Consider the following 20,585-nt stretch of genomic DNA (forward strand, 5'->3'; position numbering starts at 1 on the left):
GATTATGCTTTGCTCTTCCACCGGAGGAGCAAAGCATAACAAATCAGCGATTGCCACAGACGCCCCATAGTAGTACCACAGCCGGCTACAAAAACCTATTCCCAAAATATAAAATCAACTACCCAGCTTCACCCCGGGGTCTCACCACAAATCCTAATGCACAAAGCAACCCGTGAAGACCCCAGGCATACCATAAACATCATTTGACCACTGCACCATTAAGAATAGCTGCCGCACCCGGCGCATCATACGCAAAACTTTGCTTCACTTCCACCCGGATGCGATCGCCATCAAAATGGCAAATCATCTGTTGTGTATGTGGGCTTTCGAGGTAACGGAGTGTTAGCTGCAGGGTCGCCGCATCCTGCCAGCTATAGGCCCCTGCAACCTGGAAGGGGGGCAAGCCGGTGAGATGATTCTGTGCGCCGCTTACCAGGTAAGGGCCGCGCAGGGTGGTTGTTCCGAAGGCCCAGTTCCCAGAACCAAAATCAAAGGCATAAGTAGCCGTATCCTTCCTGATCTGAACCCTGTATTGATCGCCTTTTCTACTAAAAGCAAGGGTACGGATGCCCATACTATTGGGCGCTATCCGGTATTGCTTTCCCGCTATTGCCGAACTGTCGCTTGCAACCTGCGACTTCGGTGCGGGCGCCAGTTTCAGGGAGGCCAGCTTTTGGTTTAATTCCCTGTCGGCTTTGGTATCTGCCGGCAGTTTACCGGGCTGCATGGCCGGCAGCAGCACCTTCCATACCAGGTTCAGTTCGCCCTGCAGGTCCGGTGATTCCGAGGTAATGGCAATGATTGCATCCTGCTCGGGCATCACCAGGGCATATTGCCCAAAGGCACCATCGCCGCGGTAGGCACCATTGCGGCTGCGCCACATCTGGTAGCCATATCCCTGCTCCCAATCGCTGGCTGCTCGCCTCTCCTGGGGGTAGTCGGGGTGTTGGATGATGTGTGCAGTGCTGGCTTCTTCCGCCCAGCCTGCCGGCAACAACTGCCTGCCCTGCCAGGTGCCCTTTTGCAAAAACAACTGTGCAAACTTGGCAATGTCCTCAGTTTTCAGGCGCAAGCCCCAGCCACCCGTGTTGATGCCTTTCCCATCGGTTTCCCAATCAATACCCGTAATACCCAAAGGTTCAAACAGCCTTGGCTGCAGGTAGTCGATCACCTTCTGGCCGGTGGTCTTTTGTACAATGGCGGATAGCATATAGGTAGCCATCGAATTGTACAGGAAAACACTGCCCGGCTTGTGTTTGATGGGAATACTTAAAAACCGTTTTACCCAGTTGCTGTCCTGTACGACAATACCTGTTGGGTCCGGCTCCTGTCCTACCGACATTGTCAGCAGGTCCTTCACGGTGAGTTGCTGTAAATGTTCACTGATCGTATCCGGCAACTGGCCCGGGAAAAAAGAAACAACCTTATCGCTTAACCGGAGCTTGCCTTCCGCTTTGGCAAAGCCGACTGCAGTGGCTGTAAAACTTTTGCTCAAGGAATACATTGTATGCTTCAGGTCGGGGCGATAGGGGTTCCACCAACCTTCCGCGATTACTTTTCCATGCCGCACCAGCATAAAACTGTGCAACTCGTGTTTGCTGTTGGCAATGGAGTCCAAAAAGGTGCTGATCGCTTTGGCAGATACGCCTTCTGCTTCCGGGGTGCTCCGGGGAAGTGAGCTGACCTTTTGTGCACTTACCCCTACTTGAAGCAACAGCAGGAGCAGCACTACCTGCATGGATTTTATTTTGGTAAACATCATATGGCTTGTTGATGGGAAAGGAAATAGCATTGACCAGCCCAATATATCCCCTTTGCACTAAACTGTTAGCACATTTCCTGCCCGCCCGGGATCTTCGCAGCAAGCATGGTACATAGGTTTTGTGGCGCCCCCCGTGTGCACATCAATCCTGCTATACTGCCACTCCTTTTTGTTCCTTCATGCTTTGCTTTACATTTTGCCGGTGCATTTCGCCCCACCTGCCCAGCGATTCCAGCACCTCGGTGAGGGTGCCGGCATATTCGGTTAGCTCATAGTCTACGGTTACGGGTGTACCCGTAAATACCTGGCGGCGGATAAAGCCGTTCCCTTCCAGCTCCTTCAGTTCGGCGGAAAGCACTTTTGCGGAAATGCCCCCAATCAGCCGCTGTAGTTCGTTGAAGCGCTTGTTGCCCGACAGCAGGGCAACGATGATCCGCAATTTCCATTTACCGCCAATTGCGTAGAGCGCATCGCCAATGAACATCAGGTGTGCCTTGCATTGCTCCGGTGTATGGATCGCACGCATTGATTCTGGAACTGCCATAGTGTACTGTTTTAGTGCTTACCCAAAGGTAACTACTAACCTTTTGTATAGTGGTTACTTATTGTAAGTAAAGGTAGGTAGGTTTGTGCTGTTGAACGAAAAAACATAAAACAGCAATCATGGCAACAACAAAATGGCTCCTCGACCCTACCCACAGCGAGCTGGGTTTTAAAGTGAAACACCTGATGATCAGCAATGTTTCCGGCACCTTCAAAAGCTTCTCCGCCCAAATGGAAACCGAAGACACCGACTTGGCTAAGGCCCAGATCCAGCTCACCGCGCAGGTGGCCTCCATTTCCACCAACAACGACCAGCGCGACGCACACCTGCGCAATTCGGACTTCTTCGAGGCCGACACCTACCCCGAACTGCAGTTCCTTTCCACCCGCGTGGAGAAAGTAGACAACGAAACCTTCCACCTCTTTGGCGAGCTGACGCTGAAAGGCGTCACCGGGCCAGTGAAGCTTACCGTTGATTACAACGGCGTAACCAATGATCCCTGGGGTAACGAAAGGGCCGGCTTTACGGTAAACGGCAAAATCAACCGCAAGGAATGGGGCCTGAGCTACAACGCGGTACTGGAAACCGGCGGCGTGGCCCTTGGCGAAGAGGTAAAGATCAGCGCCGACATACAAATGGTAAAAGAGGCCGTAAGCGTCGCTGCATAGAATAAGTAAAAAGTCAAAAATCAAAAGGCAAAAGTCAAAAGGGATACCGCTACAGTGAATACATTTTGACTTTAGGATTTTGCCTTTTGCCTTAAAAAAATAGGTTATGAACAACAAACGAAAACTTACCCGCACCTATACGCCGCCGGCACAACCGGGTTTCCTGGGTGCGGGACATATGGCCAGGCCGGTGGTGTCTGGTGGCTTTGCCCAAACCGATCCCTTTATTTTCCTTATGGACGACTGGCTGGATAAAAAGGACGATCAGCCTGTGGGCGGGCCCCACCCGCATGCAGGTTTTGAAACCGTATCGCTGGTGCTGGAAGGCGAGATCGGCGGCGCGGACCACAAGCTGCGGGCCGGCGACTTCGAGATCATGACCGCCGGCAGCGGCATTGTGCATACCGAAACGATCGAACAAAAGACCAGGATGCGCCTCCTGCAGTTGTGGCTGGCCCTCCCGAAGGCAAACCGGTGGGCAACACCGAGGCTGCAAAACCTGCCCCTGGCGCATGTGCCCACAAAGTCGCAGGACGGTACTACCATCAGGTTGTACAGCGGCACCTGGGCCAACCTGGCCTCGCCGGTACAAAACCATACGCCGCTGCTGGTGGCGGATATCACCGTTGACCCCAACAAAGCAACAGTGCTAAACCTGCCGGCCAACTACAACACTTTCCTGTACGTGATTGAAGGCAGTGCACAGGTGGGCGCAGATGAACAACTGCTGTCCAAAGACCAGGTGGGCTGGCTCGACCTGCAGGAAAATAGCGGGCAAAGTGAACTGGACCTGATAGCAGGCGATGCAGGGATCCGGTTGGTGTTGTACGCAGGTAAGCCTACCGGCGACCCCATTGTTGCGCATGGACCCTTTATTGCCGATACGGCAGAAGACATCCAACGGCTGTACCAGGATTACAGGAGGGGCCATATGCAACACATTGCAACGGTTGATGAAAGCCAGCTCCTGTACCTGTAAACTCAGAATGCCTCGCCTATAAAAATGTACAGCCCAGAGCCTTCCCTGGTCAGTGCAAAATCCAGCCGGGTATAAATGTCTTTTTTTGGAAAAAGCAGGAAACGCAAACCCGCACCGCCGGCCACTACAAAGTTCCGCAGGGAAAGGTTGCCGAACCGGTTGAAAACGGTACCCGTGCCGCCAAAAACAGCAGCGCCCCAACGTTTGGCAAAACTAAAAGGCAGCATCCGGAACTCCGCCTGGGCTGCCAGTTGGTTCCTGTCGCGGAAGCGCCCGGTATAGTAGCCGCGCATCAGGCTTTCGCCGCCCAGCAGGGCCAGCTGGTTGAAGGGTGGCTGCCCGATGCTAAACTGGCCAAAGGCCTGCAAAGCCAGTACGTTGCGGCTGTTGAGCGATTTGTACCACCGGTTATCGGAGAGGATGGTGGTGAACCCGAAATCGCTGCCCCAGGCCCGGTTGTAATGCAGCAAGGCCAGTTCGGCAAATGCCCCCTTGCGAACGTTCAGCACATTATGGCGGTCATCGTATAGTATGCCCGCACCCAACCCAAGGTTAGCAGAGCCTTCGTGGCCCAATGGCCTGGTAACAGAAGCTTGGCCATGCGGCACAAATGCAACGCTTGACAATCGTTGAAAATCTACTTCTACACCGGTAAAGATGTTTTTGCCAATTCTTTTCAATGCCCGCTCCTTGATGTTCAGCAGCCGGGCATCTACACGCGCCTCGAACTCCGCAGGCGTATTGGGGCCAATACCAAAATATAGCAGGGGAAAATTCTGGTACCTGATCCGCCCCAGGAATGCATACCGGTTTTGGTGGGTGTACAACGCATGGTCGAAGAAGGCTCCGTATTGCCGGCGAAGGGTGTAAAAGGTGAAGCCATTGATTTCGCTTAAGCGGTTGGTGGTGTCCCTTTTTGCGTAGTACACAAAAAGCGAGCTCAACCCAATCTCCCAGCTTGTTTCGGGGGCAAAGGCCAAAGTAGGGTAAGCCAGAAACTGTGGTTCCCTGATGTCCGTGGTATCGTTGATGATTTTATTAACATACCGTTTTACAAAACCCAACCGCTGTGCAGCAAGTAGGTTGGGCAGAAAACATAAAGCTAACAAAAACATACAGGACATAAAACCCGGTAGTAAAGTCTGTTTATGGAAAGGGTGACCGCCTTCGCTGTTTTTCATAAAGAATTGCTGCGGCATGAAAGGTAATGCTAATCTGGAGCAAAGCTAAAGCGTAGGCGAAGTGCGGCTGTGCGCATTAAGAAAACAATTGCACCGCTTATCCATCTTCTGTCTGCCCGGGGTCTTCGAGGGTAGCCCTTGTTGGTGTGCAGCGATGAAAGGTGCATGGGCATACACCTGGCATGGTTGCGTTTCTTGTCACCGGCAACCCGAAAGTATGAAGGTGGTTAGTTCAGCAACCGCGACAACATCGGGAGAACCAGCACCTGAAATTAGCGGTGTACAGCCTATGCAATCAAAAGGATTCCTCCTTTTTATTCAGGCAACCGAGAACCAGTCCAGGATGGCCGGGGCCCAATAGAATTTGGTGAAATAATAAGTACCTGTAAGCAGGAAAAGGGTTATCAGCAGGAGTACCACGGAAGACCCGATGTTCCATGCAGTGGAAAGCCGGCGTTCGCCCGACCGGATAAAGATCTCTGCCACCAGCAGGTTGGGCAGGTAAAAGAAAAAAGCCATCACCTGGTCGAAAGGGCCGCTGAAATCGTCCGTATGGCCCGCAGCATGGGTGAGCATGAACCAGAAGCCATAATCCATCCGATACAGCCAGGAACCGATGGCCAAAGCATAGAGGCGCAGGGCCCAGGCGCGGTGTTGGGATATACGGCCCGCCCGTGCATGGCGGATGGTTTGGATGCTGCATACCAGCATCAGGATGCCGTACAAGCCAAAGCCAATGTTCATAACGGTACCGCCGATGGTGCCCCTGATCATGATGAATACCAGGCCGCCGATGGCGGCCAGCAGGGAGCACAACACGTATACCCTTCCCACCCAACGGTGAAAGCCCGAATACCGCACCCGCACCGCTTCCATCAGCTGGATGCTGCCCAGTACCAGGATGATGCCGCCGGTAGCAAAATGCAGCCCGATGCCCGCAGTTGAGGAGGAGCCGGGTGTGTACAAACCGGGAAGCACGCCGTTCCATTGTTCGAGCTTGCCGTTGAAGAGGGCCGTGGCATAAAAGGCCAGGATATAGAGCCCGAACAGTCCTGCGCTGAGCCATACGGTAGCCACCAGCAATAAGCTGGTCCACCGGAGCAGGGCCGTGCCCTTTGTTGCCTTTTTGATCTTTTGGGGAGCAGTAGTTGGTTGGAGGGTTTCCATGCAGCCTGGTTGTAAGGGTGAGCAATACGTGGGTACGGAAATGTACGGCTGAAAAGGAAAGGGTGCAAGTGCTGGCTGTTCTCCCCTATTTCCCGGAACAGTGCCTGCGCACAGTGCTACCTGCGAAGATCCCGGGTGAACCCGAAAACACCAGGGGATTCTGCGACGTTGTGATGCCCGAACCTTTAGCGACTGTCATGCCGAACTTGTTTCGGCATCCCCTTCCATACACAGGTACTCCGAAGATTGCAGGAGCTGCCAACATACGCCGGCATGACATTGACCTTAGATGCTGTCATGCTGAACTTGTTTCAGCATCCCCCCTGTACACAGCCTCCCGGGGTAAGGAGAGGATCCCGAAACAAGTTCGGGATGACAATACCCTAAGAAACGGTCATGCCGACGTATGTAGGCATCCCCTTCTGGCTTCAATTACTTGGGCGCAGTAGCAGCTGCCAAAACAAGTCCGGCCTTACAGGGCAAATGGCAACAAGCACAAGCAAGGCCACCCTGCTACCGTTCATCAAAATGAACCTTCAAATAGTTGAGCTGAAGTGCTAAACGGTTTTCTTTGCCGCCAATACGAACACCATGATGGATTTTAAAAGAAAGCTTGTTGCAGGGTTAATGTGCCTGTCGCTGTGTTATTGTGCTTTGGGCCAGGCAGACAGCATCGATGTTTTTGTGCAGGAAAGGATGCAGCAACGCAGGATACCGGGTCTGCAACTGGCGATCGTCCGCAACGGCCAACTGGTGAAGAAGGGAAATTATGGCCTGGCCAATGTGCAGGACTCTATTGCTGTCAGTGACAAGACCGTCTTTACCATCAATTCCATCACCAAGGCCTTTGTAGGCGTGGCCATCCTCCAGCTGGCAGAACAAGGCAAACTCCATTTGTCTGCCCCCATAAGTACTTACCTGGATAGTCTGCCGGAAGCATGGCGTTCGGTAACGGTGCAACAGCTCCTGTCGCACACCTCCGGCATCCCTGACATTGTAGACGAAGAGGAAGCAGTGCTGATCGCACCCAGCCTTGAAGCCTCCTGGCAAAAAGTGCGGACCATGCCCATGGATTTTGTACCCGGTGCGCAATTCCGGTACAACCAAACCAACTACCTGCTCCTTGGCCGGATTATCGATACCCTCAGCGGGATGTCTTTCCAGGCGTTCATTACAAAAGAACAACTGGAAAAAGTAGGGATGCCGTATACGGTACGGGCGGGTTTCGGCGCCACAATGGCGGTGATCCCCCATGCCGCCCAGGGTTATACCTACCGCCGGGGTGTGTTGTCCAATATGTTCTTTGCCTTTCCTGCTGCCCTGCAAACGGCTGCCGGCATGAGTGCCACGGCGGAGGAGCTGGCAGCCTGGGTGATGGCCCTGCAAAAAGGGCAGCTGTTTACCCGGCAAGCAAGCCTGGACTCGCTCTGGAAGCCGGCCCTATTGAATACGGGTAAAACCGGGGGCTTTAGCAAGCAACTCAACGGGTATGCCGCCGGCTGGCCGGTGATGACCCGAAGCGAACACCCCGCAGCCGCTGCGGTAGGTGGTGGCCGATCGGCAGTGATCATTTATCCCAAAGACGATCTCGCCATCATTGTGCTGACCAACCTGATGGGCGGCTCGCCGGAATCCTTTATCGATGAACTGGCAGGTTTCTTTATCCCCGGCATGAAGGAAGCGAACGGCTTCGGGCTTTCGGCATCCCTCAAGGCACTGAAGCTTGCTTTGGACAAAGAAGGGTATAAAAAGGCAATACCGGCAGCAAGCCGTTTGCAGCAAACAAATAAGGATTTTAACCCGACCGAAGCGGAACTGAATGGCTGGGGCTACCAACTGTTGGGGCAAAAACGGGTGGCAGATGCATTGGAATTATTCCGGTTGAATGTGCACCTGTACCCCAAAAGTGCCAATGCCTTCGACAGCCTGGGCGAAGTGTATGCGGAGCTGGGCAACAGGGAACTGGCCATCAAAAATTATGAGCAGTCGCTGAAGCTGAACCCGCAGAACAAGCATGCAGAACAGCAGGTAAGAACACTGAAAACAACTAAATAAAGCTTGGCTTAAAACTGTTAGTAGGCATTTGACCAACCCTGCAGTTTGCCTGGTATCGGCACAAGGCTTACTCAAGGCCATCTGCGAAGGTTCCAACTGTTCCTAAATGGTGCAACAGGTTATTCAGCAACCTCTCTGAGTAAGCATAAGACCCGTGCAGGTTGTACCTGCAACGGTAGCCATTTTCCATTCTCCTACATTTGTAACTATTACCAATAAACCCGATATGAAATGTGCAGCGCACACCTTCACAGCGGGCAAAATGGAATCATTATAAAATTTGGATGCATGGCTAAAATGAGAATATTGTTTACGGGCGGATCAGGAAAAGCAGGCAAGCACGTGATATCTTACCTGCTCGGCCAGGGGCATAGGGTGATGAATGTAGACCTGGCGCCTTTGAACTACCCAGGCGTGGATAACCTGATCGCTGATATAACTGATTCCGGGCAGATGTTCAATGCCATGAGTTCATATGCCGGGTTAGATGAGTTGGAAGGGGGTAACGGTATACCCCGATTCGATGCTGTAGTTCATTTCGCTGCGGTGCCCAGGATCCTGATCAGACCTGATAATGAAACGTTCAGGGTTAACACGATTGGTACCTACAACGTGATTGAAGCAGCTGTTAAGCTTGGCATCAAAAAGATCATTATTGCTTCGTCAGAAACCACCTACGGCATCTGTTTTTCAGATGGCAAAACGGATCCCAAGGCCTTGCCCCTGGAGGAGGATTATGATGTTGATCCAATGGATAGCTATGGATTATCAAAGGTGGTGAATGAACAAACAGCCCGCAGCTTCCAGCGCCGGTCAGGCTTTGACATTTATGCCCTTCGGATTGGTAATGTGATCGAGCCGCACGAATATGCCGAACTGTTCCCGAATTACTTCAAAAACCCTGAAGTACGCCGCAGGAATGCGTTCTGCTATATTGATGCACGTGACCTGGGCCAAATTGTAGATTTATGTTTGCAAAAAGATGGCCTTGGTTATCAGGTTTTCAACGCGGGAAATGATCACAACGGTGCGATCATACCCAGCAAGGAATTGGCGGAACAGTTTTTTCCTGGTGTACCCATTACCCGTGCGTTGGAGGAACATGAAGCCCTGTTTTCAAATCGTAAAATCCGGGAGGTTTTGGGGTTCAAAGAGCAACACGACTGGCGGAAATATGTACAAGCGGACTGATGGCTAATACCCGTTTCAAGTTGTTAGTATTTGCTGATAGCAAAAAATGGGAACACGGATAGTACGGATGGAATGGATAAAAACGGATGATCTGTTCCATCCGTTTCATCCGTGTTCCTATCCCGTATAACTCTTTCAAGCTGTTTTTTTCTAATTGCAAAGCCCTTGTAACAAGGAACAAACAAAATGAAAAACCCCTGCGTGTTGGTTAATAATGCTTGTAGCACTACCCAAAAATCTGATCCCTTACAAACTCCTAACATACAACTCCTCAACCTTCTTCCTCGCCCAGGGCGTTTTGCGCAAAAAGGTAAGGCTAGACTTGATGCTCGGGTCTTTGGTAAAGCAGTTGATTCGGATGCGCCTGCCCAGTTCCTCCCACCCAAAATGAGCGACGAGGTGGTTGAGGATGGCCTCCAGGGTTTTGCCGTGCAACGGATCGTTCGAAGTCATGGAGTTGAATACGGTTGTTTAAAAATGAAGCCTATTGTTTTGACGACGGAAGACGGACGACGACAGACGACTTACCCAACAGTTACCCGTCGTCCGTTGTCAGTGGTCCGTCGTCCATCGTCCCTTGTCTATTGTTACCCACCATTCGCAATCACCTGATCCTATTTTTTACCGCTTCTTTTCTTTGGTTTGCCGTACTTCTTTTGCATCGCATCTTGGTGGCTGTAGCGCACATTCACCTTGCTGTTCTTGGCCGATTTGGCGTGAAAGGCAGGGCCCCGCTCCTCTTTTTTGGGCGCAGCAAGGGGGATGCGTTTTTCGTACACTTGGGGCAGTTCATCGTCGGTAAGGCGGCTGGAAATCTGAAGGTGCGCAGGCAGGTCCAGCATAGGTATTTCCTGTTGCATGGAGGCTTCTATTTCCTCCTTCATGGTCCCTTCCTTTTCGGTAACAAAAGAAAGGGCATGGCCGGTATGATCGGCTCGGCCGGTGCGGCCGATGCGGTGGATATAGTGCTCGGGACTTTCTGGCAGGTCGAAGTTGATGACATGGCTCACCCCGGCAATGTCGATGCCACGGGCAACGATGTCGGTGGCGATCAGCAGGCGGCAGGTGCCATCCTTGAAAGCCTCCACGGTTCTGAAGCGGTCGTTCTGCGCCTTGTTGGAATGGATCACGCCCAGGGTGTCGGCAAAGTCGGCTTCCAGTTCTTCGTACAGGGCATCGGCCAGCTTACGGGTGGCGGCAAATACCAGCACCTTGGTAAGGGTAGGGTCCTCGTTCAGCAAGAGCTTCAAAAGGTTCACCTTGGTATAGAAGTTAGGAACGGCATAAGCCCTTTGCTCTACCTGTTTGATGGGCGTGCCGGCGGGGGCCGCTTCCACCCGTACGGGGTTGTCGAAATAGTCTTCCAGCAGCACCGCCACCTCTTCCGTCAGGGTTGCCGAGAACAGGAGGTTTTGCCGGCGTTTAGGCAGCAGGTCCATGATGTTCTGCAGCTGCGGCCGGAAGCCCAGTGCCAGCATTTCATCCACTTCATCAATCACCAGCTTCTTGATGGATTTGACTTTGAAGGCATTGGTAACCGCCAGGTCGTAGAGGCGGCCGGGCGTGGCCACCAGCACATCGCAACCGGGCTCCAGCTCCAGGCGCTGGGTATTGATGTTGACGCCGCCATACACGCCCATCACGGTTACGCCCAGTTGCGCCGTGAGTGCTTTTACCGTGTCCACCACTTGGGCCACCAGTTCGCGGGTAGGCACCATCACCAGTATCTGCGGCTCCTTTACCTTGGTATACTTCCACTGGTTGAGCAGCGGCAGCAGGTAGGCCAGGGTTTTACCCGTCCCGGTCTGTGCAATACCGCATACGTCGGCGCCACTCATCACCACCGAAAATACCTTTTCCTGAATGGTGGTTGGGGTGGTATAACCCAGGTCGGTCAGGGCGTTCAATAACCGCTTCTCTATCTTGAAATCCTCAAATCGCATCTGTATAACTATTGCACGAAGGTAGCACCAAGTAAGATGGGAAAGCGTGCTGCTTGTGGCGGCTAAGGGAATATGAGTATGGGTATGGCACCGGGGGCTCGCCCTTTGCACAAGACTTTCCGGCGAAGCCGCCGGCAGGACAGCAAGCGTGCTGCTTACAGGGGATCGGGAGGCGGGATGCTGGAAGAATTAGGTGAGCGCCAACACCCGGGGTCTCGCCAAAGGGCCCTCCCACATGGCCTGCAGCAAAGACCTTGGGTGGACAGCAGGGGGAAATACAGGTTGATGCTGGTGGCTTAAGGATGAAGGGGATGCCGAGACGAGCCCGGCATGGCACACTACTCAGCTGCTGTCATCCCGTCGCATGTCGGCAGCTCCTCCTGATGTTGTATGCCCCGGAGGCAGTGATGATGCCGGCGCAGCGCCACGAATGGAAGGACAAACCCGATACCCCTACGCATTACCTTAAAACGAAAGGAGGATACCAAGGCGAAAGGCAAACGCCATTTATCCCATGCTTACCCCACCCCGCCAGGCCACAGGCGTTACCTGTGCATGCTTACGGAAGAAATTGCTGAAATGGGCCGGCTCTTCAAAGCCCAGGCAATAGCTTATTTCAGCAATGTTCCAGTCGGTGTGTTTGAGCAGGGCCATGGCTTCAGCCGTCAGCCGCTCGGCGATCTGCTCGGTAGTGGTTTTGCCGGTAACAGTCTTGACGGCCCGGTTGAGGTGGTTGGTATGTACGTGCAGCTTTTCGGCATAGTCGCGGGCACTGCGCAGGGAGAGCTGTTGCGCCGGCGTTTCAATGGGAAACTGCCGCTCCAGCAGTTCGGCAAACAGGGCCGCAATGCGGGCATTGCCATCGGCATGCTGGTAGAGGGTTTCGGAGGGTTGCAACTTCAGGGCGCTGTGGTGCATTTCCATCAGGTAGTTGCGGATCAGGTCAAATTTAAAGGTGTAGTCGCCGCCCATTTCGGTGAGCATTTTTTGAAAGATGGCGCTCACCGCCGCATCGCCAACCGCGTCGAGCATATAGGCAGGCTTGCCGCCCGGTGCATACATGGGCAGGGAGCGCAGGCTGCCCCGCATGTGCTCGCTGAAGAAGGCCTCCTTGAATATGCAAAAATAGCCCGAGGGGTTTTCGGTGAGCGGCTCGAAGGTGTAGGGCACCTGCGGATTGAAGAACAGGAGGGTGCTGCCGTCCACCTCGATGCTTTTGTCGGCGTAGTGGTAGGCATGGCGGCCGCGCATCAGGGCGATCTTGTAAAAATCACGGCGGCTGTACACCACCGGTTGGGCATCGGGCAGGTAGCAGTCTTCGAGCCGGAATACATTGAAGTGCCCGAGGTCTTTACGCAGACCTTCGGGCACCTGGTCTAACTTGCGCTGGTAAAACAGTTCGAGTGTTTCTGTTTCGCTCATCTTGTAAAATTAAAACAAGGCGACATCAAAGCTGCGGCATGCTCAGGCTTCCGCCATTTCGAAATTGGTCGATGTCATCAGGGGCCTGTTATCGCTGACTTCCTGTTGCACGGCTGTCATTTTTTGTTCGGCAAGGCTTACCGCATCCGAGCCTAGGAACAGGTGGAAAGGCGGCGTGTTCATACCGGCTACTGCAATGAGCACATCGGCGGCTTTGTCGGGGTCGCCGGGCTGGTTGTTATTTATTTGCTGCTGGTGCTGGAGCTGCACGTCGCGCACATTCTGGTATTCCGGCAGTTCCTGCTTGGGTGTAAGCAGCGAGCTGCCTTCCAGGAAATTGGTGCGGAAATAACCAGGCATTACCAACGTGGTGTGGATGCCAAAAGGTGCTGCCTCATGCAGGAGTCCTTCGCTAAAGCCGTGCACCGCAAACTTGGTTGCGCAGTAAATGCCAAAGCCGGGGAAGCCGCCATTGAAACCACCAATGGATGCAATGTTGAAAATATGGCCGCTTCTTTGCCGCCGCAGTTGCGGCAGTGCCTGGCGGATGATATTGAGGGCACCAAACACGTTTACGTCAAAATTGGCGCGGGCTTCGACATCGCTCAGTTCCTCCAGGGCGCCTACCAGGCCATAGCCGGCATTGTTCACCACCACATCAAGCGAACCAAAATGATCGATAGTTAAATGGATAGCCCGCTGTACATCTGTTTCATTGAGCAGGTCAAGTGCCAGGGGCAGGAAGTTGCTATTGTCTGTGCCAACGGCGGTTTTCAGGCTGTCCAACGTGCGGGAGGTAGCGGCCACCTTGTAGCCCTGGGTCAATAATTTCTGCACCAAAGCCAGGCCCAGTCCCTTGGAAGCGCCGGTAACAAACCATACTTTTTGCTGATTCATGTTGTTTGATTTTGTTGCACAAAGATGGTATCGGCAGGCGCCCCCGCTGTTGCGCTCTTCAAACGGATGCTTGCAAAATTCAAACAATGCATTGGCTGGAGGACGAGCGTATTGGAGGACGTGCCGGGTGCAAAAAGTTAACAGGCAAAAACAGCATCCCTCCGCTGGAACCGCCACTTTTGTTTTTGTCTTCTGCCGGCATCCAATAACTGGTACACTCCTACGGCACTTCCACCACCGCCCAGTTATTGCTGCGGCGGCTCCACACAATGGCATAGTCCTTTCCGTGCTGTAGCCGGTAGGTGCGGGCACGGGCATCGTTGCCAAAGCGCAGCCAGCCATAGTTATACACTTCAAACTTGAACACAAAGGGTTCACCCACTTTGATCGGGGCCTCGTTATAGGTGCGGCCGTCGTCGGAAAGGTAGACGGTCATATTGTTATTGCCATACAGCGAGAGGTAGATCCAGGATGCATCGTTGCCGGTGGGTGGTGCCTGTGGCTGTGTTTGCGGTTGGGTGTTGGGAAGATTGGTGCGGGGCGGTGTATTGGTGGTGTTGCCATTGGCGCCGTTCCAGCCCTGGGCAATGGCAGCCAGCCGGTCGGCGCGGGCGGGGTGCGAAGCAGAGCCGCGGGTAGAGGCGATCTTTTCCATGGCAGCGCGGGCTTCAGCGAGCGAGGCACCCAGCTTTGCCATTACAAAGCCCGAGAAATAATCAGCTTCCAGCTCCTTGGGTGGCGTGCTGCCCTGCTGGTCTACCACGTGGTTGCGATAGTGGTGCCCCATCTCATGTGCCAGTACCGATATGGATGCCCAGCGGGTGCTGGCATAGGCATCGAGGTTTTCCAGGAAGTTGTTGTCGTACACAATATAGCGCTGGTTGCGGATGATGGTAGCGTAGGCGTTGTTGATACCGTTCTGCTCGCGCAGCTGGAAGTTCTCCTGCCAGTTGATTTGCTCAAGCATATTGCGGATATAGCCTTCCGCCTCGTATACCGAACTGAAATTGGAACGGGTGGAAGCCGGTGGAATGATGATGCCGCACTGGTTTACGCGCTGGGCGCCGGCAAGGAAGGAGATGAACAGGGTAAGGAGGAGCAAGCCTGGTTTCATGGTAATGATGTTTTCAGATCCACGACGGTATGTGCCGACATCTTTTCAATAAATAAGCCAGGGTCCGGTGCTGCGCCAGTGATCCGGTAATGGTTTGAAACTAACAGAAAGAAAAGCTTAATGATCTACACGGTGGGCCGCGGAAGGCACCCGGAAAAGACAGGCTGTGCATTGCCCCGAGCAGTACCGTATTCATCTGCAGCTTTTGATCAAACCGGTGTTTTGTGACTCACCTGCGGAATCACGCTCCAGCTCGTGTTGTTGGGCCAAAGCACCGATACCGCACCTTGGCACCAACAACGGCAACAATTGCTAATGCGTTCCATTCAAGGCAAAGGCATCTTGATTTACTACTGGCAGGTTCGTACAAGCGATACAAAATGAGCTTTTGCAGGGAACAATCTTCCTGGTTTTCCGACTTACTTTCAATTGTACTACTCTTTACTGATTTGGATGGGCAATCAGTATAAAGTACTATGTTTCAATTGCTTTATATTGCCTTAATCTGGTGTCATTGGCAGCATTGCAGGGTTTTAGATGCGTTTGCCCTGCCCTTCCACTTGCATATTATAATAATTTTTATTATTTAGTAACCCTGCGAATCAAACACCAGAGCACAACCAAACCTATTGCAATGAGGACCACCTTCCTACTACTGTCCATCTTGGGTTTTTTCCAGTTTTATACAGTAAACGCTCAAACCGGCATATACATTAACGAAGCAATGGGTTCGAACAGAAACACCATTGCCGATAGTACAGGTTCATTTGAGGACTGGCTTGAATTGTATAACCCAACCAGCAATGCCAGGCCATTAAATGGATATTATGTCACAAACGATATTACCAAGCCACAATTGTTTCGATTGTCGGGCAATTTGCAGATCCCTGCACGTGGGTATATACTACTTTGGGCAAGCAAAGACACGACCCGCGGCAAAACGCACCTGCCTTTTAAAATTTCATCCTCGGGAGAGCGCTTATATCTTTTTGCACCCGACGGCAACACGCTTGTGGACTCTTTAGCGCTTGACGAACAGAAAACGGACGTATCGTATGGCAGGACCAAAGACGGATCGACAACCTTTGGCTTTTTTGCTGCACCTACGCCCCGTTCAACCAACAATAATGCAACCGTTTATTTAGGAATTCTAAACCCTCCGGTTTTTTCACAACCTGCTGGTTTCTACGGAAGCGCATTTTCACTAAGCATTACGTCTGACGATCCTGCCGTAAAGATTGTATACACAACCGATGGATCCCTCCCTCATGCGGGCAATATCAATGGAACCGTGTACCGATATAAAAATAAATACCAACAACAACCTACCGATCCTGTAGGGCCTTTTTTACTTGACTCTTTTAAATCATTCAACTATGTAAACCCTATAAACGTAAAAGATGCATCTGCCAATCCCAACAAACTTTCGCTTAAATCCGCCACTTATGAGAACACTTATTCATACGCTCCTGCCACACTTATAAACAAGGGAACTGTTGTGCGTGCCGTAGCCACAAAAGACGGCTACATTCCCAGCGAGATTACGACAGCCACTTACTTTGTTACACCCGGCGGAACCAACAAATACAACCTGCCTGTGCTGTCCATAACGCTGCCGGAAAATTATCTATTTAGCTGGGATAGCGGTATGTACAACGCAGGTGCCGATTTTGAAAAATGGAGGACACTCAACCCTACAGCTACACCTAATGGCGGCACTCCTGCCAACTACAATACGAAGGAAACAGAATTTCCGGCGAGTTTCGAACTGTTCCTTGCAAATGCTACAACGCTTCAGCTACAGACCAACGTGGGCTTAACCGGCAACGGAGGTTACAGCAGACGGTATGGCCAAAAAGCTTTGCGGATCTATTTTAGAAAAAGTTATGGCGCTTCAGATTTGAACTACAAGATATTTACTGATTTGCCCTATACAAACTATGAACGCCTGGTACTTAGCAATGCAGGTCAGGATATGCCAACTGCCCACATGCGGGATATGGTGGCGCAAGCCTGTGTAAAACATTTAAACGTTGGAACACAGCACCAGCAGCCTGCTGTTGCATTTGTGAATGGTGAATTTTGGGGACTTTATAACATCAGGCAACGGTACGATGATAATCACTTCAAGCAAATCTGGGGCATAGATCCGGATTCACTCGATCTTATTTATAACCGTTCGGAAGTTAAGTATGGCACCAGCACCGCCATACTCAACCTCCGTAGTTTCTTCACAGCAAATGATCTGTCCGTCACAGAGAATTATCAAAAAGTTCAGACGATGATGGATATTGATAATTTTATCGATTATCAGCTTGCAGAAATATTCTTAGGCAACAGGGATTGGCCTGCAAACAATACCTACTGTTATCGCAAACGGGTGCCCTTTACGCCTGGTGCCCCTCCTGGCCAAGATGGCCGTTTCCGTTGGGCACTCAACGATATGGATCACACATTTGGCCTGTACTCATCCGGATGGGTTGGGTATAACATGCTTGCATGGGCAACCGGCTCCAGTACAGATGGCAATCCATCTGCATGGGCAACAGATATGCTTAGAAAACTGCTAACTAATACAGAATTCAGAAATAAATTTATTACCCGATATGCAGATCTGCTGAATACTACTTTCCTGCCTGTAAATATTAATAGGGTGACTAATTCTTATCGCGACCTCCTCTCTCCTCATATTGTGGAACATATACAAAGATGGAGGAATCCTGCAAGCGCAACATCATGGAATACATTGGTTAACAACATGATAAAATATGCAGATCAGCGCCCGTCTTATGCACGCCAGCACATACGTTCCCAATTTTCCTTAAATACGGAGCAACAGTTGACCATCAATGTTTCGGATACTGCTCAGGGTTTTACTTCCGTAAATACCATTGATATAACGCCTGTTGTTACAGGCATACCTCAAAATACCTATCCGTGGACCGGCTCCTACTATCAGGAGGTGCCTGTGACGTTGGTGGCAAAACCAAAACCCGGGTACAGCTTCGTGGGTTGGGCCGGAGACTCCACGAGCACAAAAGACACATTAAAAGTCACACTGGACAGAGCAAAATCCTTTACGGCCATATTCCAAAGCAAGTCGGTAACCGAAAGCGGTAAGGTGATTACTTATTGGCACTTTAATACTTTACCAAGTACCTCAACTATAGCAGCTGCCGATGCGGATACATCGTTAACGGGAAGGTCCGTGATAACATACCCGGGGACCGGAGCAGGTTATATGGACCGGACCACGGGAAGCGCTGTTAATGCGCAATTTAATCAGCCGCTTGGTTACTCCCTACGGGTGCGCAACCCTGCTTCAACACGATACCTGCTGATGAGTACGCCAACCACAGGGTATAAAAACATCATACTGAAGTATGCCACTGTCCGAACCACTAGCGGTGCAGAATACCAACGGATTTTGTACACCAATGATGTTACCAATGCCAATGTTGAGTGGAAATTGAAAGCGGATAGCATTGTTGTTCCATCACCAGACACAGCTCCTTATGGATTGCAAAGCTTTGACTTTTCAACAGATGCAAACACAGCCAACAATGCAAAGTTTGCCATAAAAATTGAGTTCTTTGGTAATAATGCTGCCGGCACAAGTGGCAACAACCGTTTCGACAACATGACGATCAGCGGCGTCGCCTTAAACAGCCAGGATTTTCCGACCGTATCTGTTTCAAGCGATAGAGACAATGTGTGCTCAAACAGCAAAATCACGTTTACTGCGAAAACAACCAATGCAGGTGTATCTCCTACCTTTCAATGGATAAAGAATGACGTCAATGTGGGAACAAACCAAAGTACATTTGTGGATAGCAGTTTTCAAGATGGGGATGTCATTTTTTGCACGCTTACATTTAACAACACCACCCTCACAAGCAATAAAGTTTTCATTACTGTTTCTTCCAGCAATTTAGGCATCGCTAGTTTAACCAAAAACGCTCCGTCTGCATGTGGTATAAACGATGGCGATATCACCATAAATCAATCAGGTGGCGTTGCACCATTCAGTTACAGCTTAAACAATGTTGATTACGCTACGTCCAACTTATTTCCAAACCTTGAAGCGGGTAATTACACAACGTACGTGAAAGATGCAAAAGGTTGTATTGCTTCGCTGAGTGATGTACTTATGGTAACTCCGGCACTAAACATTACACTGAATAAAACATCTACTTCGGCATGCGGCGGCAATCTGGGCGAAATCACTATAAATGTAACAGGCGGCACCGCTCCTTATGTATATAGCCTCAATGGTGTAGATTACGTCACATCAAATGTGTTTAGCAACCTTGCAGCTGGAACTTATACAGCTTATGTAATGGATGCGGATAATTGTGTTGCCTCAATAACTGATATACTTGCCAATGCTTCGGAACTAGTGATTACAAGCATTACTAAAGTTGATCCTTCGAACTGCGCCAACAACGGCAGCATAACTATCAACTCATCGGGTGGCATCTCGCCATTCAAGTACAGTTTGGATGGGGTGAATTATGTTACTTCCAATGTGTTTGGCAATCTTGCTGCAGGAACCTATACTGCATACGTGAAGGATGCTAACGGGTGCACTACTTTGTTTACTGACGTGCTTTCAAAACTTTCCTCATCCGTTGAGATCTTAGATTTGATAAAGACTTCAGCTACATCGTGCGGAAATGATGGCAGCATAGAGATCGTTAATTCCGGAGGCTATTCACCTTTTCAATATAGCTTAAACAATGGCGAGTATATTACTGAAAGCAAATTCAACAATCTTTCAGCAGGAACATATACAGCTTATATAAAAGATGCCCATGGCTGTATTGATTCGCTTACCACAATCCTCGAAAAAACTCCGCCCATTGTAATTTCATTAAAAAAATCACCAGTTTCTGCCTGCAGTGATGACGGCATTCTAACCATCATTGGTTCGGGGGGCAGCTCGCCCTATGAGTATAGCTTGGATGGCACTGTGTTCTTCCGCGACAAATCATTTTATGATCTTTCGGCAGGCACCTATACGGTTTATGTAAGGGACAGAGATGGCTGCGTTGCTTCAATAACGGATGTGCTTACCAGAATTCCCCTTGACGTTACAGCAAGCACAACGCCAGCATCGGCTTGCAACGATGACGGCTCCATAACAATCAATATTTCAGAAGGCACCGCTCCTTACCAGTACAGCCTTAATGGTTTGAATTACTTCACATCCAATGTGTTCAGCAACCTTACTTCAGGCACATACACAGCTTATGTGAGGGATGCCAATGGCTGTACTGCTTCAACTCCTGTTGTAATTGCCAAGAATGCACCCTTAACTATTACAAGCGTAAGTAAGGAAAATCCTTCAAACTGCAAGGATGACGGCTCCATAACGATCAATACTTCAGAAGGCACCGCGCCATTCCAGTACAGCCTCAATGGTGTAGATTACGTCACATCCAATGTGTTCAGTAACCTTGCGGCAGGCAACTATACGGCTTATGTGAAGGATGCAAGAGGCTGTACTGCTTCAGTAGCAACAAGCCTCACTAAAGCGGCAGCAATTGTGGTCAGTACAAGCAACATATCTGTTTCGGCATGCAGTACAAACGATGGCAAAATCACCATCAACAGGACAGGTGGCAACTCCCCTTTCCTGTATAGCATTAATGGTGTGAAC

General features: G+C 51.0%; 14 protein-coding genes. 5 read left to right on the forward strand and 9 right to left on the reverse strand.

Annotation, left to right across the window (positions count from 1 at the left end; genetic code table 11):
* Nucleotides 1-199: 199 nt before the first annotated feature.
* Both BUE76_RS21565 and BUE76_RS21570 read right to left on the reverse strand, forming a co-directional pair.
* Nucleotides 200-1,762 (reverse strand): serine hydrolase domain-containing protein, encoded by a 1,563-nt coding sequence (locus tag BUE76_RS21565; RefSeq protein ID WP_073042061.1) that lies wholly within the window; start codon nucleotides 1,760-1,762, stop codon nucleotides 200-202.
* A 151-nt stretch (nucleotides 1,763-1,913) separates the two neighbouring features.
* On the reverse strand, nucleotides 1,914-2,306 hold the full coding sequence (locus tag BUE76_RS21570) for a winged helix-turn-helix transcriptional regulator (RefSeq protein WP_073042059.1): 393 nt from the start codon (nucleotides 2,304-2,306) through the stop codon (nucleotides 1,914-1,916).
* A 119-nt stretch (nucleotides 2,307-2,425) separates the two neighbouring features.
* Here BUE76_RS21570 and BUE76_RS21575 point away from each other — a divergent pair, with 119 nt between their 5' ends.
* Nucleotides 2,426-2,974, forward strand: coding sequence for a YceI family protein (locus tag BUE76_RS21575; protein WP_073042057.1), 549 nt, complete (start codon nucleotides 2,426-2,428; stop codon nucleotides 2,972-2,974).
* 106 nt (nucleotides 2,975-3,080) lie between these two features.
* Nucleotides 3,081-3,953, forward strand: coding sequence for a pirin family protein (locus tag BUE76_RS21580; RefSeq protein WP_073042055.1), 873 nt, complete (start codon nucleotides 3,081-3,083; stop codon nucleotides 3,951-3,953).
* Between the two features lie 2 nt (nucleotides 3,954-3,955).
* On the opposite strand, the gene BUE76_RS21585 is transcribed toward BUE76_RS21580, so the two are convergent.
* Complete coding sequence (locus tag BUE76_RS21585) at nucleotides 3,956-5,068, reverse strand: BamA/TamA family outer membrane protein (RefSeq protein WP_245798332.1); 1,113 nt, start codon at nucleotides 5,066-5,068, stop codon at nucleotides 3,956-3,958.
* Between the two features lie 384 nt (nucleotides 5,069-5,452).
* Nucleotides 5,453-6,301, reverse strand: coding sequence for a DUF2306 domain-containing protein (locus BUE76_RS21590; protein WP_073042053.1), 849 nt, complete (start codon nucleotides 6,299-6,301; stop codon nucleotides 5,453-5,455).
* Nucleotides 6,302-6,892: 591 nt separating this feature from the next.
* Between BUE76_RS21590 and BUE76_RS21595 the strand changes: the two genes are divergently transcribed.
* Both BUE76_RS21595 and BUE76_RS21600 read left to right on the forward strand, forming a co-directional pair.
* Nucleotides 6,893-8,356: a serine hydrolase gene (locus BUE76_RS21595; RefSeq protein ID WP_216820697.1), complete on the forward strand. Its 1,464-nt coding sequence runs from the start codon at nucleotides 6,893-6,895 to the stop codon at nucleotides 8,354-8,356.
* A gap of 231 nt (nucleotides 8,357-8,587) precedes the next feature.
* Nucleotides 8,588-9,547: an NAD-dependent epimerase/dehydratase family protein gene (locus BUE76_RS21600; RefSeq protein ID WP_245798331.1), complete on the forward strand. Its 960-nt coding sequence runs from the start codon at nucleotides 8,588-8,590 to the stop codon at nucleotides 9,545-9,547.
* Nucleotides 9,548-9,793: 246 nt separating this feature from the next.
* Here the strand turns inward: BUE76_RS21600 and BUE76_RS21605 are convergent, their stop codons facing one another.
* The 5 genes from BUE76_RS21605 to BUE76_RS21625 form a co-directional block, all read right to left on the reverse strand.
* Entirely contained in the window at nucleotides 9,794-10,000 is a 207-nt protein-coding gene (locus BUE76_RS21605; protein ID WP_073042049.1) for a VF530 family protein, read from the reverse strand.
* Between the two features lie 161 nt (nucleotides 10,001-10,161).
* Nucleotides 10,162-11,490, reverse strand: coding sequence for a DEAD/DEAH box helicase (locus BUE76_RS21610; RefSeq protein WP_073042047.1), 1,329 nt, complete (start codon nucleotides 11,488-11,490; stop codon nucleotides 10,162-10,164).
* 507 nt (nucleotides 11,491-11,997) lie between these two features.
* Nucleotides 11,998-12,912, reverse strand: coding sequence for a helix-turn-helix domain-containing protein (locus BUE76_RS21615; protein WP_073042045.1), 915 nt, complete (start codon nucleotides 12,910-12,912; stop codon nucleotides 11,998-12,000).
* Between the two features lie 42 nt (nucleotides 12,913-12,954).
* A complete protein-coding gene (locus BUE76_RS21620; RefSeq protein ID WP_073042043.1) occupies nucleotides 12,955-13,809 on the reverse strand; it encodes an SDR family oxidoreductase in 855 nt (284 codons plus the stop codon).
* Nucleotides 13,810-14,029: 220 nt separating this feature from the next.
* Nucleotides 14,030-14,923: a M48 family metalloprotease gene (locus BUE76_RS21625; RefSeq protein WP_073042041.1), complete on the reverse strand. Its 894-nt coding sequence runs from the start codon at nucleotides 14,921-14,923 to the stop codon at nucleotides 14,030-14,032.
* 634 nt (nucleotides 14,924-15,557) lie between these two features.
* Here BUE76_RS21625 and BUE76_RS24585 point away from each other — a divergent pair.
* The coding region (locus BUE76_RS24585; protein WP_076026754.1) for a CotH kinase family protein at nucleotides 15,558-20,585 on the forward strand (5,028 nt) is incomplete at its 3' end.

Source organism: Cnuella takakiae, assembly GCF_001953305.1.
Classification (GTDB): Bacteria; Bacteroidota; Bacteroidia; order Chitinophagales; family Chitinophagaceae; genus Flavisolibacter; species Flavisolibacter takakiae.

What these genes read in the sequence shown, in the direction of transcription:
- BUE76_RS21610 (WP_073042047.1), bottom strand. Translation starts at nt 11,490, where the DNA reads ATGCGATTTGAGGATTTCAAGATAGAGAAGCGGTTATTGAACGCCCTG.
- BUE76_RS21625 (WP_073042041.1), bottom strand. Translation starts at nt 14,923, where the DNA reads ATGAAACCAGGCTTGCTCCTCCTTACCCTGTTCATCTCCTTCCTTGCC.
- BUE76_RS21615 (WP_073042045.1), bottom strand. Translation starts at nt 12,912, where the DNA reads ATGAGCGAAACAGAAACACTCGAACTGTTTTACCAGCGCAAGTTAGAC.
- BUE76_RS21570 (WP_073042059.1), bottom strand. Translation starts at nt 2,306, where the DNA reads ATGGCAGTTCCAGAATCAATGCGTGCGATCCATACACCGGAGCAATGC.
- BUE76_RS21620 (WP_073042043.1), bottom strand. Translation starts at nt 13,809, where the DNA reads ATGAATCAGCAAAAAGTATGGTTTGTTACCGGCGCTTCCAAGGGACTG.
- BUE76_RS21565 (WP_073042061.1), bottom strand. Translation starts at nt 1,762, where the DNA reads ATGATGTTTACCAAAATAAAATCCATGCAGGTAGTGCTGCTCCTGCTG.
- BUE76_RS21605 (WP_073042049.1), bottom strand. Translation starts at nt 10,000, where the DNA reads ATGACTTCGAACGATCCGTTGCACGGCAAAACCCTGGAGGCCATCCTC.
- BUE76_RS21575 (WP_073042057.1), top strand. Translation starts at nt 2,426, where the DNA reads ATGGCAACAACAAAATGGCTCCTCGACCCTACCCACAGCGAGCTGGGT.
- BUE76_RS21580 (WP_073042055.1), top strand. Translation starts at nt 3,081, where the DNA reads ATGAACAACAAACGAAAACTTACCCGCACCTATACGCCGCCGGCACAA.
- BUE76_RS21595 (WP_216820697.1), top strand. Translation starts at nt 6,893, where the DNA reads ATGATGGATTTTAAAAGAAAGCTTGTTGCAGGGTTAATGTGCCTGTCG.
- BUE76_RS21590 (WP_073042053.1), bottom strand. Translation starts at nt 6,301, where the DNA reads ATGGAAACCCTCCAACCAACTACTGCTCCCCAAAAGATCAAAAAGGCA.
- BUE76_RS21585 (WP_245798332.1), bottom strand. Translation starts at nt 5,068, where the DNA reads ATGTTTTTGTTAGCTTTATGTTTTCTGCCCAACCTACTTGCTGCACAG.
- BUE76_RS21600 (WP_245798331.1), top strand. Translation starts at nt 8,588, where the DNA reads ATGTGCAGCGCACACCTTCACAGCGGGCAAAATGGAATCATTATAAAA.